General features: G+C 48.5%; 14 protein-coding genes. 7 read left to right on the plus strand and 7 right to left on the minus strand.

Annotated elements, in window-relative coordinates:
• Window positions 1–137 precede the first annotated feature (137 nt).
• The 3 genes from KI350_RS05410 (at window position 138) to KI350_RS05420 (ending at window position 2,008) form a co-directional block, all read left to right on the plus strand.
• Window positions 138–281, plus strand: a complete 144-nt coding sequence (locus tag KI350_RS05410) for a YwzD family small protein (protein ID WP_003185866.1) — start codon at window positions 138–140, stop codon at window positions 279–281.
• A gap of 225 nt (window positions 282–506) precedes the next feature.
• Window positions 507–1,229 (plus strand): YveK family protein, encoded by a 723-nt coding sequence (locus tag KI350_RS05415; protein WP_065644237.1) that lies wholly within the window; start codon window positions 507–509, stop codon window positions 1,227–1,229.
• Between the two features lie 26 nt (window positions 1,230–1,255).
• Window positions 1,256–2,008 carry a tyrosine-protein phosphatase gene (locus tag KI350_RS05420; protein WP_065644238.1) on the plus strand — a complete coding sequence of 251 codons (753 nt, stop codon included), beginning with the start codon at window positions 1,256–1,258 and terminating at the stop codon, window positions 2,006–2,008.
• A gap of 97 nt (window positions 2,009–2,105) precedes the next feature.
• On the opposite strand, the gene chrA is transcribed toward KI350_RS05420, so the two are convergent.
• From chrA to chrS, 3 genes are read right to left on the minus strand one after another with little or no spacing between them, the layout of a single operon-like run.
• Complete coding sequence (chrA, locus tag KI350_RS05425) at window positions 2,106–2,642, minus strand: chromate efflux transporter ChrA (protein ID WP_065644239.1); 537 nt, start codon at window positions 2,640–2,642, stop codon at window positions 2,106–2,108.
• Window positions 2,639–3,223 (minus strand): chromate efflux transporter ChrB, encoded by a 585-nt coding sequence (gene chrB, locus KI350_RS05430; RefSeq protein ID WP_065644240.1) that lies wholly within the window; start codon window positions 3,221–3,223, stop codon window positions 2,639–2,641. Before chrB ends, chrA begins: the two co-directional genes overlap by 4 nt.
• Before the next feature lie 21 nt (window positions 3,224–3,244).
• Complete coding sequence (gene chrS / locus KI350_RS05435; RefSeq protein WP_154495561.1) at window positions 3,245–3,703, minus strand: chromate efflux transcriptional regulator ChrS; 459 nt, start codon at window positions 3,701–3,703, stop codon at window positions 3,245–3,247.
• Window positions 3,704–3,956: 253 nt separating this feature from the next.
• On the opposite strand from chrS, the gene ggt reads away from it, so the two are divergent.
• On the plus strand, window positions 3,957–5,534 hold the full coding sequence (gene ggt, locus KI350_RS05440; RefSeq protein WP_212930448.1) for a gamma-glutamyltransferase: 1,578 nt from the start codon (window positions 3,957–3,959) through the stop codon (window positions 5,532–5,534).
• An 86-nt stretch (window positions 5,535–5,620) separates the two neighbouring features.
• On the opposite strand, the gene alsR is transcribed toward ggt, so the two are convergent.
• The gene (gene alsR, locus KI350_RS05445; RefSeq protein WP_020453181.1) at window positions 5,621–6,499 is read right to left on the minus strand and encodes an acetoin biosynthesis transcriptional regulator AlsR; all 879 of its coding nucleotides are present in this window, start codon (window positions 6,497–6,499) and stop codon (window positions 5,621–5,623) included.
• A gap of 160 nt (window positions 6,500–6,659) precedes the next feature.
• On the opposite strand from alsR, the gene alsS reads away from it, so the two are divergent.
• Together alsS and budA are read left to right on the plus strand one after the other, a co-directional pair.
• Window positions 6,660–8,378: an acetolactate synthase AlsS gene (gene alsS, locus KI350_RS05450; protein WP_020453180.1), complete on the plus strand. Its 1,719-nt coding sequence runs from the start codon at window positions 6,660–6,662 to the stop codon at window positions 8,376–8,378.
• Between the two features lie 52 nt (window positions 8,379–8,430).
• Window positions 8,431–9,192 carry an acetolactate decarboxylase gene (gene budA / locus KI350_RS05455; protein ID WP_020453179.1) on the plus strand — a complete coding sequence of 254 codons (762 nt, stop codon included), beginning with the start codon at window positions 8,431–8,433 and terminating at the stop codon, window positions 9,190–9,192.
• Window positions 9,193–9,292: 100 nt separating this feature from the next.
• Here budA and KI350_RS05460 read toward each other — a convergent pair whose 3' ends face one another.
• Entirely contained in the window at window positions 9,293–10,060 is a 768-nt protein-coding gene (locus tag KI350_RS05460; protein WP_059230828.1) for a class I SAM-dependent methyltransferase, read from the minus strand.
• 110 nt (window positions 10,061–10,170) lie between these two features.
• Here KI350_RS05460 and KI350_RS05465 point away from each other — a divergent pair, with 110 nt between their 5' ends.
• Window positions 10,171–11,112 carry a LysR family transcriptional regulator gene (locus KI350_RS05465; protein WP_059230931.1) on the plus strand — a complete coding sequence of 314 codons (942 nt, stop codon included), beginning with the start codon at window positions 10,171–10,173 and terminating at the stop codon, window positions 11,110–11,112.
• 8 nt (window positions 11,113–11,120) lie between these two features.
• On the opposite strand, the gene rbsB is transcribed toward KI350_RS05465, so the two are convergent.
• Window positions 11,121–12,035: a ribose ABC transporter substrate-binding protein RbsB gene (gene rbsB, locus KI350_RS05470; RefSeq protein ID WP_020453176.1), complete on the minus strand. Its 915-nt coding sequence runs from the start codon at window positions 12,033–12,035 to the stop codon at window positions 11,121–11,123.
• Between the two features lie 14 nt (window positions 12,036–12,049).
• Window positions 12,050–13,012 carry a ribose ABC transporter permease RbsC gene (rbsC, locus tag KI350_RS05475; RefSeq protein WP_020453175.1) on the minus strand — a complete coding sequence of 321 codons (963 nt, stop codon included), beginning with the start codon at window positions 13,010–13,012 and terminating at the stop codon, window positions 12,050–12,052.

The following is a 13,012-nucleotide window of genomic DNA, read 5'->3' on the forward strand; positions in this document are numbered from 1 at the left end:
ATTTTCTCAGGAAAAGGACATAAAAACGGATGGCTGTCGAATAATGTAATAGACTATGGCAAATTGATTCTTTACATCATATAATTTGAAATATAATCAGAAATGTTTTAATTTATGGAATCTGAAAGGAAAAGGATATGGATGACAAGGAATTGAATCAGGAAGAATTTTTGAGAATTCTTATGCATGCGTATGACGTTGGTGAAAAATCAAAAGACATAACGACGAAAGAACTTCTTGAAGATCTCATTCTTCATATCAAAAATGGATATACGACGTAAAAGGTGTGCAAACTGCGGTTTGCACACTTTTTCGTTCAGCAAAAAGCGCGCAGGTCCTGCAAAAGTCGATATTTAATACCATATAAAGACGCGATTTCCCCGGTATCTCCCGTTATTTGTCAGGATTCATTTCTTTCGGAAACGAAATAACCATGTATAATCAAAGGGAGGTATTTAATGTGCTGAAAATTTAAATAAATACGCGAATCCTAAAGGGAGGCTTTTATGAGAGATCATATCGGCTTTAAAGATGTATTCATCATTTTGAAAAAAAGATTCGTTCTGATCGCACTGATTACCATTGCGGCCGCTCTGTCCAGCGCTGCCGTCAGCTTTTATTGGCTTACACCCGTCTACCAGGCATCCGCCCAAATCCTCATCAACGGCCGTCAAACGTCGAACTTCACCGATATTCAGACCAACCTTGAGCTTATCAACACTTATAACGTCATTATGAAAAGCCCGATCATCTTAAATAGGGTTAAAGACGAACTGAACCTGCCGGAAACGGCTGAAGACCTGAAGGGAAAAATTACGGTTATCAGCGAAAATGAATCACAGATTGTCAGTATCTCCGCGACTGACAAGGATTATTCCAAGGCGGCGGACATCGCGAACACGGTCGTCGCCGTATTCCAAAGGGACATTGACGGCATTATGGGTGAAAATACCGAAGTCAGCCTTGTTGCGAAAGCAAACCCCGAACATTCGCCTGCTCCCGTCAGCCCGAACAAGAAGTTCAACATCGCCGTTTCTACAGGGTTCGGCCTGCTGTTTGGCGCAGGGCTTGCATTTTTGCTCGAGCTTTTGAAAAATACCGTTCGAAATGAAGAAGACATCGAAAAAGAGCTGAACATTCACGTGTTGGGAAATATTCTGTATGTAAAACCGAAAAAAGGACAAGCCCGGAAGCTGGAAAGCTTTGTCGGTAAAGACCATACGCTCTAAAACGGGAAAACACGGGGAGGTCGCCTATGATCGATATTCATTGCCACATTCTTGCGGACATTGATGATGGGGCAGCATGTATGAATGACAGTGTAGAAATGGCTAAACAAGCCGCCCGTCAAGGGATTCATACGATTATCGCCACACCTCACCACCGAAACGGTGTATACGAACACCAAAAAGAGGCCATTCTTGCAGCTGTTTCGGGTTTAAAGACGCGGGTGCAAAAGGAAAACATCCCGGTGCTCATTGCTCCCGGACAGGAAATCCGCCTGTACGGTGAATTGAAGCGTGATCTTGAACGCGGCAGACTGCTCAGCCTCGCCGGCACAAAGTATTTGCTGATTGAACTTCCTTACCACCATGTTCCGCGGTATGCCGAAAAGCTGCTGTTCGATCTTCAGTTAAATGGTTACATTCCGATTATCGCACACCCCGAGCGGAACCTTGAATTGATGGAGAATCCCGATCTGCTGTACCGCCTTGTCAAGAACGGTGCGTGCGTCCAGCTGACATGTTCAAGTCTTACAGGCCGCTTTGGCAGAAGCGTCAAACGGCTCGCCCGCCGCTTTCTTGAAGCGAACCTTGTCCATTTTATCGCATCAGACGCCCACAACCTCACGACCCGATCTTTCTTTTTTGATGCAGTGGAAAACGATTACGGCCGCGATTTCTTAAACGTGTTTATAAAAAACGCGGGCCTTCTCTTGGAAAACCGGGAGATTCATAAAGATACACCCCGTCCCGTCAAAAAGAAAAAGCTGATGGGCCTGCTGTGAAAGGTTGTTCACAAAAGCCCGTCAGCCAAAATGTCAGCGCCGGTTATGCGGCGCTGATTTTTTATATCATCGATAGAAAGCGGCCGGACGTCGCTTTCTACAAAAGCGGAATGACAAGCCCGCCGTATGCGAAGGCGGCCACGATCAGGAAAGCCGGATGGACGCGGAACTTCGTCAAGGCCGCCAAAGAGATCAGCGCGATGACAAGTGATTGAACCATGCCGATCGACCGGATTGCGTCACCGCCGATTTCCCATGTCAAAAGAAGCATCATCACAGCGATAACCGGCTGAACCGCCAAAGTCATTCCTTTGACGACCGGCGACTGGCGGTAGCGGCCGATCAGTTTGAGCAGCAAAACGAGCGCGATGGCCGAAGGCAGTACAGTTGCGGCAAGAGCAATGAAGACACCGGGCCATCCGAGCACACTGTAGCCGACATAAGCGGCGATTTTTGTCGCGATCGGTCCGGGCAGTGCGTTTGCGAGCGCAAGCATGTTTGAAAATTCCTCTTTTGACAGCCAGTGAAAATGCTGAACAACTTCTTCAAAATTAAGCGGAATTGAAGCCGGACCGCCCCCGTAGCCCAATAAATTTGCAATAAAGAAAGCCCAAAACAAATAAAAAATGATCATGAAGCGGACACTCCCTTATCCTTTTCCCGGGCCGTTTTTCTTTTTAATTTAAAGTGGAACGCGCCATATGTTAAAAACAGGATGACAATGATGCCGGGATGGATGGAAAACACCTGAAGACCCAAAAACGCAAGAATAAAGAAAAGCACGCCGGCAAGCAAGCCGAAGCCTTTCAATGCTTTTTGCCCAAATTCGTAAGCCATGATGCCGAGCATGACAGCGATGACAGGGGTAACAGCGCCGATCATGCCGCTTACGATTTTGGAGTGGCTGAGCACATTAACGGCTGCGAACAAGGCGGCCATCGCAGCGCACGTCGGCAAGATATGAGCCGCTGTGGCCACGACAGCGCCCGGAACACCTTTGACTTTATGACCTAAATATGCCGACATTTTTGTCGCGATCGGTCCGGGCAGCGCATTGGCGATCGCCAAAATTTCCCCGAATTCATCATCATCGATCCATTTGAACTTCGAAACGGCTTCATGACGGATCAGCGGGATAACGGAGGGTCCGCCGCCAAATCCCAATATCCCCGTTCTTGTCATTGCGATGATCAGTTCCCGGTAAGGGTGCTTCATTTCGCGTTTCCTCCTATTCAGTTAAAGCTTCATTCCCATTCGGCTCTTATATCGTTTAATCAGCATCTGGCAGTCGACGCTTACAACGCCTTTCAGAGGGTACAGGCGCTTCGTCAAAAATTCCTCCATCTCCTGATCATTTGCGAAAATGCCGTGCATATGCAGTTTGCTCGGCCCTGTCATATGATAGAGGCTTGTCACGGCGGGCTCTCTTTCCAAAGTAACGGCAACAGCCTCTAAATATTGGGGTTCGACTTCAACATTGAAAAACACCGATACGTGAATCCCGACCTTGACCGGATTGATGACGGCTGTGAATTTTTCGATGATGCCTTCTTCAATCAAGTTGTTGATCCGCGTCTGTACGGCAACTCTTGAAAGTCCCACGCGTTTTCCTAAATCCGTATAAGAGATTCTTCCTTCCTCATGCAAGATCGAAAGGATTTTTTTATCCGTTTCATCAAGAATTAAATTTGGCATATGGTAGTCGAGGCTCACAAATGTCCCTTCCTTTCTGTTTGGTCATTATCATGCGAAATTGCTTGTCAATCGCATTGAAAATGAACATTTTGTAAATTGTATCATAATACAGGTTTCGATATGAATCATTTTAACGTTTTTTTAATACTTATTGAAAAAGGATGTTAGTTTTTCTTCCCTGAAAGTAGCGCCTCTTTAAACGGGCCACTATACTTCAAACACAAATGGATGCTTGAAAGAAAGGAAGGGAGCTATGGAGAAGCTGAAGATCGGTTCGAAACAAATGGTTGTCAGTCCTCATTATCTCGCTTCGCTTGCAGGGCACAGCATCATGGAGAAGGGAGGAAACGCGTTTGACGCGGCTGTGGCAGTAAGCGCGTGCCTTGCTGTTGTCTATCCGCATATGACAGGACTTGGAGGGGATGCTTTTTGGCTGATGTATCACAATGGAAGCGGTGAGATCAAAGGATACAATGGCAGCGGGCGGTCGGGGCGGAAAGCGGACCGGAATCAGTATAAAGGAGAGCGCGCCATTCCGGTCAGGGGCATGAGCAGTGCGATTACCGTGCCGGGGATGGCGGACAGCTGGGCCGAAATACTGGCGGCATACGGCCGTTTATCACTTCGGGAGGTGCTGAAGCCGGCGATCATGTATGCAGAAAAGGGTTTCCCGGTCTCGCCGGATCAATGTCAAAACACGGTGAAAAACGCCGAGTGGCTTTCCGGTATGCCGATCACTGCAGATATTTATCTTCCGGGAGGAAACCCGCCCTCTCCAGGTGAGCGCTTTGTGCAAAAAGAGCTCGCGCGCACTTTGGCGATGATCGCTGAGAAAGGAAGAGACGCCTTTTATAAAGGGGAAATTGCCCAAGCTTCAGCAGCCTATTTGCAAAACAACGGAGGCATCTTGACCCTGGAAGATTTCGAGCGGCATCAAGGGGAATGGGTGTCTCCGCTTTCCTCTACATACAGAGGATATGCGATCTATCAAATGCCTCCGAATTCACAAGGATTTACCGGTCTTATGGCATTGAATATTTTGGAAAACTACGACTTTGGCATGATCGAGCACGGTTCTTTCGAGTATTATCATCTGCTCATCGAAGCATTGAAATTAAGTATTTCCGACAGCAATAAAGTATTGACTGACCCGGCATTTTCCCAAATTCCGCTGGGGCGCCTGCTTGACAAAGGGTATGCGCGGGAGCTGGCCGCAAAAATCGGACTGCCGTCTCTTCAGGCGGAGAGCCAGCCGCTCGGCAGCGATACGGCTTATGCTGCAGCAGTAGATGAAGACGGGAATGCTGTTTCGTTTATTCAAAGTTTGTATTTCGAATTCGGCTCAGGTGTGACAGCTGGAGATACCGGTGTCATTTTGCAGAACAGAGGGTCGTTTTTCTCGCTTGATCCCGGCCATGTCAATTCACTGGAGCCGGGAAAAAGAACTTTTCATACGCTGATGCCCGCCATGGCGTTCAAAGGCGGCAAGCCGAAATTTCTTTACGGAACGCAGGGGGGAGAAGGACAGCCGCAGACGCAGACGGCTCTTATCACGAGAATGATAGATTACGGGATGGATCCGCAAACCGCCGTTCATGAACCGAGATGGGTGTGGGGCAGAACATGGGGAGAACGGGTGGAAGGTGTAAGAATGGAAAGCAGAGTGGCGCCCGAAGTGATTGAAAAACTGCGAAAGCATGGGCATCATGTAACCATTGTCGGCGACTTTGACGGTGTGATGGGTCATGCCGGCATCATCGAGATTGATGATCGAGGTTTCCTGAGAGGGGGAAGCGATCCGAGAAGCGATGGGGCGGCAATCGGCAGTTAACTCCGTTTTCAAAACGCGCAAACGTCAATATGAGAAAAAAACCCCGTGAACAAGGAGGAATTGTCCACGGGTTTTTTTCTATCCGGCTATGAGTATTGATCCGAGATTTCGATGAAATGCTTAAGCGCCGGATTGCGGTTGTCTTTTCGATGTGCGGTAATCCATTCTGCGCGAAGGGGAAAGTCTTCGATTTCTTTGTATACAACATCGAGGTTAAATAATCGTTTAGCCGCTGTAGGCACAACGGCGATTCCCATTCCGGCTGTCACGAGGCCGATCACCATTTGGTATTCTGTAGCTTCCTGGGCGATGTTGGGGATAAACCCGGCTTTTTCACACAAGAAATTAAATTCCGTGTATAAAGAGGGCCACGCTTCTTTGGCAATGACGATCAGCGATTCGTCTTCAAGATCTTTCAAATGTACCCGGGGTTTTTCTGTCAGCGGGTGGTGTTTCGGAAGTGCAAGGACACAGTGGCTTTTCTTCACTGTGTATGACTTTAGCTCGTCGTTTCCCAACGGGGGATGCAGCACGCCGATGTCAATGTGTCCGTTTAGCAGTGCTTCGACCTGATTGGGGGTTGAAAGCTCCCGAAGATCAATCTGGACGGACGGGTACCGGTTTCGGTATTCCCTGATGATGGGAGGCATGATCTCGTATGTTGCGGAGCCGACAAAGCCGATCACGAGTCTGCCCAGCTCCCCGCGGGCCGTCCGCTGAGCCATGTCGACGGCTTGATCAATCTGGGAAAGTCCTTCCTTGATTTGTTTTAAAAAGACCCCGCCTGCCGCCGTCAGCCTGACGGCTCTTTTTGACCTCTTCAGCAAGGTGACGCCTATTTCACTTTCTAGCTGTTTAATCTGCTGGCTGAGCGGAGGCTGAGTCATGTTCAGCCGAAGAGCTGCTTTTCCGAAATGCAGTTCTTCGGCAACAACCATAAAATAACGAAGATGGCGCAGCTCCATTATTCACTCATTCCTTTCTGAATGCGATTTCAGTCGTTTTACATATTAATTGTAAGACAAAGAAGTATTGGAAAACAATTTCCACAAGATGTATATTTAATAATACAATAATTTTATTAAAAATTCATTGTAAACGAATGAAAATGGAGGAGTGAGGGCTTTGAAAAATGTAGCCGCTAAAAATGAAACTCTTACTGTAAGAGGAGCAGAGCTTGTGGTGGATAGTCTCATTCAGCAAGGTGTCACTCATGTTTTCGGTATTCCGGGAGCGAAAATCGATGCGGTGTATGACGTATTGAAAGACAAGGGGCCTGAACTGATTGTTTGTCGTCACGAGCAGAATGCAGCATTTATGGCGGCGGCAGTCGGACGATTGACTGGAAAGCCCGGTGTTTGCCTGGTGACTTCGGGTCCGGGAGCGTCTAATTTAGCGACCGGTCTTGTAACAGCCAATACAGAAGGAGATCCGGTTGTTGCCCTGGCGGGTGCTGTAAAAAGAGCGGATCGTCTCAAAAGAACTCATCAATCGATGGATAATGCGGCGTTGTTTCAGCCGATTACAAAATATAGCGCAGAAGTGGAAGATGCGAACAACATCCCTGAGGCGGTAACCAATGCATTCAGAGCGGCAGCTTCCGGACAGGCCGGGGCAGCGTTTCTCAGCTTTCCGCAGGACGTTACGGCCGGTCCGGCAACTGCCAAGCCGGTGAAAACCATGCCGGCGCCGAAGCTGGGCGCGGCTCCGGATGAACTGATCAGCGCGGCTATCGCCAAAATTCACAATGCGAACCTTCCCGTCGTGCTTGTAGGGATGAAAGGCGGAAGACCTGAAGCGATTGAAGCGGTCCGCCGTCTGCTGAGAAAAGTGAAACTGCCGTTTGTTGAAACATACCAAGCAGCGGGTACGCTGTCTCACGATTTAGAAGACCAGTACTTCGGCCGGATCGGATTATTCCGCAATCAGCCCGGAGATATTTTGTTGGAAAAAGCGGATCTCGTTTTGACGGTCGGCTATGATCCGATTGAATACGACCCCGTCTTTTGGAACGGAAAAGGCGAGCGCAGCGTGATTCATCTTGATGAAATACAAGCCGATATCGATCATGACTATCAGCCTGAAATTGAGCTGATCGGCGATATCGCAGAGACATTAAACCATATTGAACATGATTCTTTGCCGGTTTCCATCGATGAATCATTTGCACCTGTACTTGATTATTTGAAGAAAGCGCTGGAGGAGCAAAGCGAGCCGCCTAAAGAAACAAAAACGGATCTTGTTCATCCGCTGCAAATCGTTCGCGATTTGCGTGATTTGCTGAGCGATGATATAACAGTGACTTGCGACATCGGCTCCCATGCGATTTGGATGTCGAGATATTTCCGCACATACCGTCCGTATGGACTGCTGACTTCAAATGGCATGCAGACGCTGGGCGTTGCTTTGCCGTGGGCGATCGCAGCAACACTGGTCAATCCGGGACAGAAAGTCGTGTCTGTTTCCGGGGACGGAGGCTTCCTGTTCTCCGCGATGGAGCTTGAGACAGCGGTCAGATTGAAAGCGCCGATCGTTCACATTGTCTGGAATGACAGCACATACGATATGGTTGCGTTTCAGCAGGAGATGAAATACAAGCGGACGTCCGGAGTCGACTTCGGCGGAATCGATATTGTAAAATATGCTGAAAGCTTTGGAGCAAAAGGTTTAAGGGTCAATTCGCCAGACGAATTGGCAGAGGTGCTTAAAGCTGGTCTTGATGCAGAGGGTCCGGTTGTCATTGATATTCCGGTTGATTACAGCGACAACGTTCATTTGGCTGATCAGCGTTTTCCAAAAAACTTTGAGGAACATTTTAGTAAACAAGCCTCTAAGCAATCTTGATCACAGCAAGTCCAGTCATAACAAACAAAATCAAGGGAGTGAAAAGAGGAAAATGAAAAGTGCAAGCAAACAAAAAGTGGTTCAGCCCGTTGACAAGAACCTCGACCAGGTCTTTCAGGTCTCAACGATGATATCGTTATTGGACGGGATTTATGACGGGGATTTTTACATGTCTGAAGCAAAGGATTACGGAGACTTCGGAATCGGAACATTCAACCGGCTCGACGGTGAGCTGATCGGTTTCGACGGTGAGTTTTACCGTCTTCGTTCCGATGGAAAAGCCTATCCTGTTCAAGGAAGCGATTGTTCTCCGTTTTGCTCGCTCGCTTTCTTCCGGCCGGATATTTATCACGAAATCAAGCAGCGGATGCCGCTTAAGGCGTTCGAGGAAGAAATGAAACGGATCATGCCGAGTGAAAACCTGTTTTACGCGATCCGCATGGACGGAATCTTTAAGAAAGTCAAAACGAGAACGGTTGAACTGCAGGAAAAACCGTACGTGCCGATGGTCGATGCGGTAAAATCGCAGCCGATCTTTGATTTTAATGATATTAAAGGGACGATCGTCGGCTTTTGGACGCCGCAATATGCCAACGGAATCGCAGTTTCCGGCTTCCATCTTCACTTTATTGATGAAGACCGCAATGTCGGCGGACACGTTTTCGATTATGAAATCGAAGAATGCACGGTGCAAATTTCTCAAAAACTCAATATGAATCTCAGATTGCCGAATACGCAAGATTTCTTTAAAGCGGATCTCAATAAACATGATCTTGCAGCCGGAATTGAAGCGGCCGAAGGCAATCCCGAGTAAATGAAAAAGCCCCCTCTTTGAAAAGGGGGCTTTTTTGCGTTCGCTCGCTACTTTAAAAATACTGTTGCGAAAAAGTCCGGAATCCAGCGGGCCGTTTTGCTTATGCTTTCATTCCGGCAATCAATACCGCTTTCAGACAAAAAGACACCGGATGCCCGTTTTCATCGTGGACGATGTTAAACATGTCACGGCACGACTGGGACGGTTCTGACAAATGGGCATGGATGGCTGCCTTTCTTTGTTCAGGTACGGCGCCTCTACGAAGCCAGCTCTCGTAATCGATCGGAAGATTCCATCTCTCCCGGACGGCAAAATCAAGTCCGTTCTCTTTAAACAGCTTCTGCCATTCGCTCTCTGAATATTCCCTTACGTGTGACGGGTCTCTCAATTGATTGAGCCGATTTATAAATCGGTCTAAAGCTTCGTCCTCCGGAGCACAATGATCGATGAGGAGAAAGGAGCCGCCTTTTTTCAAGACGCGCGCTATTTCCTGCATGGACCGGCTGATCTCCGGGAAATGGTGGGCTGCATACCGGCATGTGACAATATTAAAGGACTCGTCTGCAAAATCCAATTGTGCTGCATCGCCTTTAAGAAAAACCACATTTTCAGCATTTTCCTGTTTGGCAAATTGAGCCGCGGTTTGAACCATTTTTTCTGTAATATCGATTCCTGTGCAATGTTTGACAAAAGGCGAAAAGGCAATGGCCGTATGTCCCGCTCCGGTTCCGATATCAAGCAGGGTTTCACCTCCGTTCAGATTCCGGCAGCTGACCATGGAATCAAGATCTTTTCCCGATGAGAACAGCGGCTCATCTCGATATTGCTCCGGATTTTTTGAAAATTGCCGTTGCGCGCTAGTTTTCATTTGTATCATCCTCCTATCGGCTATGTATTTATATTAGGGGAGTCGACAGCCATCAGTCTAAGATATAAAATGTTTGAAAATGATAGGCGGAAACTATGGGGGTGCGGGAATTGGATATGAGACTTTTTGAATACGCGGCAGAGATTTTCAAAAAAGGCAGTTTTACAAAGGCGGCTGCCAGCCTGCATATCGCTCAGCCTTCACTGAGCCAGCAAATAAAAAAGCTGGAAAGCGAGCTCGGCTTTCCGCTGTTTTACAGAAACAGAGAGGGGGTCTCGCCGACTCCTCAAGGGATGCGCTTCATCCGAAAAGCGCAGGATATTTTGCGGTCAAGAGATGAACTGCTGTGTGAAATGCGCGATCAGCTCGAGGAAATGGGGACGGAATTATCGATCGGCGTTCCCGCTGTCACGGGAGGGTATCTTCTTCCGCCGCTCCTGAAAGCCTTTCTGAAAAAGCATCCGAACGTACAGGTTCAGCTGATAGAAGACTCGCCGGCGGCATTGGAAAAAATGACGGAAAACGGAGCGGTGGACCTGTCGATTCTCCCTTTGCCGATTGAAAATGACAGGCTCGCGATCCGGCCGATACTGACCGAGCCGCTTTTTTTGGCGATTCCAAATGAAAGGGAGAGCTGGATGACCGGCCAATTGCGGAAGCTCATCATTTCGGTCCGGTCGAATGCCGAAAAAAACCCCCTTGCTTTGAAAACGGCCGAGGATGTGCCGTTTATTTTATTAAAAGAAGGCTACGGCTTCCGTAGAATGGTACTTGATTTATGTGCGGAGGAAGGGTTTCAACCGAAAGTGACCTTCAAAACAAGCAGCATTGAAACCGCCCAATCTCTCGTTGAACACGGAATGGGGGTCACGGTCGTGCCCCGGATGGTCATGCGGAAAGAGTCTGACAGAATCGTCTATGTTCCTTTGCAATCCGATCCGTCCCGGACGCTTGTGTTTGCTTATCCGGAAACATGCTATTTGAGCCGGGCGGCAAAAGCTTTTATGGAGATGGCCAAAAAAAATCAGACCTCCATGTATGAAGAGGTCTGATTTTGTAGTTACTTTTTCGTTTCCAGTTTGAGCGGTGCGGGTATCGTTTTTTCAACTTTTTTGCCGTTCAAAATATCGCGGGCCGCTTGTACGGCGAGCTTGCCGATCAATTCAGGCTGCTGGGCGATCGTGGCCGACATATCTCCGGCCTGAACCGCTTTAACCGCATCTTCATTGCCGTCGAAGCCAACGACAAGTATCTCTTTCCCTGAGCTTCTGATCGCTTCAATCGCGCCGAGCGCCATTTCGTCATTATGGGCGAAAACCGCTTGAATATCAGGATTTCCTTGAAGAAGGTTCTCCATAACGTTCAACCCTTTTGTCCGGTCAAAGTCGGCTGTTTGCTTGGCGATCACATTCAGCTTGTCATCAGCGGTCTTATGAAACCCTGAGCCCCGTTCCCTTGTTGCCGATGCACCGGGGACGCCTTCAAGTTCAGCCACTTTTGCGCCTTTACCGAGCTGCTGTACGATAAAGTCCGCTGCCATTTGCCCGCCTTTTACGTTATCTGAAGCGACGAGCGTTTCTACTTTTCCGTTTTCGGCGGAGCGGTCAAGGGTGACGACCGGAATGCCAAGCGAATTGGCCGATTGGACTGCCGTTGAGATGGCGGAGGAGTCGGCCGGATTGATCAATAAAGCGTCAACGCCTTGCTGCAGAAGATCTTCGACATCATTCGTCTGCTTTGCTGAATCATCCTGTGCATCGACGACAATCACTTCAATCCCTTGTTTTTTGGCTTCTTTGACAACTCCGTTCTTTAATGAAACGAAAAACGGGTTTTTCAAAGTCGAGACAGATAAACCGATTTTGATATCGGTTCCTTTTTCTTTATTTGGCTTTGCCCATTCCGGCGGCTCCAGCGAGCAGGCGGACAGAAACAGAAGCGCCAATGCGGTGAAAACCGTTAATGTTTTTTTCATCAGTATAGCCCTCCTTAAGCGGATTTCTTGCGGTCCAGCAGGACTGCGATCAAAATGACGACACCTTTGACGACCATTTGAAAAAAGGAAGAGACGCCAAGCAGGTTCAAGCCGTTATTCAACGTTCCGATGATGAGGACGCCGATGAGTGTGCCGGCAATTCGTCCTCTTCCTCCGGCAAGGCTTGTACCGCCTAATACGACCGCGGCAATGGCGTCGAGTTCGTAGGAAGTGCCTGCCGTCGGCTGGGCTGAGTTTAGCCGTGACGTCAAGATGGCTCCAGCCAACGCGGATAATAGGCCGGCAAGAGAATAAATCATCATTTTGACGCGCGGAACTTTAATGCCCGAGATCAGGGCCGCTTTTTCATTTCCGCCGATTGCATACGTGCGGCGGCCGAAAGGCGTTTTGTGAAGGATCACCCAGAGGATGATAAAGGCGGCCGCCATAGTTATCGCAGGGACGGGGATGCCTAAAAAGTAGCCGCGTCCGAAAAGCTGGAAGCCGTAGTGATTGCCGAGCCCTGTAATCGGATTGCCGTCTGTGTAAACCATCGTCAATCCGCGGAAAATCGTCATTGTCGCAAGTGTTGCGATGAACGGGGCCATTTTGCCCTTCGTGATTAACAGCCCGTTGACCAAGCCGAGCAGGGCTCCAATCAGGCAGCCGATGATGACGGCAAAAACAGGATCGATGCCGCCGGCGATCATGCCGGCGATCAATGCGCTCGACAGCGCCAAAATCGCTCCGACGGAAAGGTCGATGCCGCCGGTCAAAATGACAAAGGTCATGCCGAACGCGATCAGCGCATTAATGGCGACTTGTCTTAACAAGTTTAAAATATTTAACGGTTCTAAAAAGCTCGGGTTTAATACTGATACGATGACGACGAGAATAATCAGGCCGAGAAAAGGACCGAGCTTTTGCATTACAGAATCGACATTAAGGCTTTTTTTCACAGCCGGTTGAGTTTTCAT

Origin of the sequence: Bacillus sp. J41TS8, from assembly GCF_018333035.1 — a bacterium.
GTDB classification, from domain to species: Bacteria; Bacillota; Bacilli; order Bacillales; family Bacillaceae; genus Bacillus; species Bacillus paralicheniformis.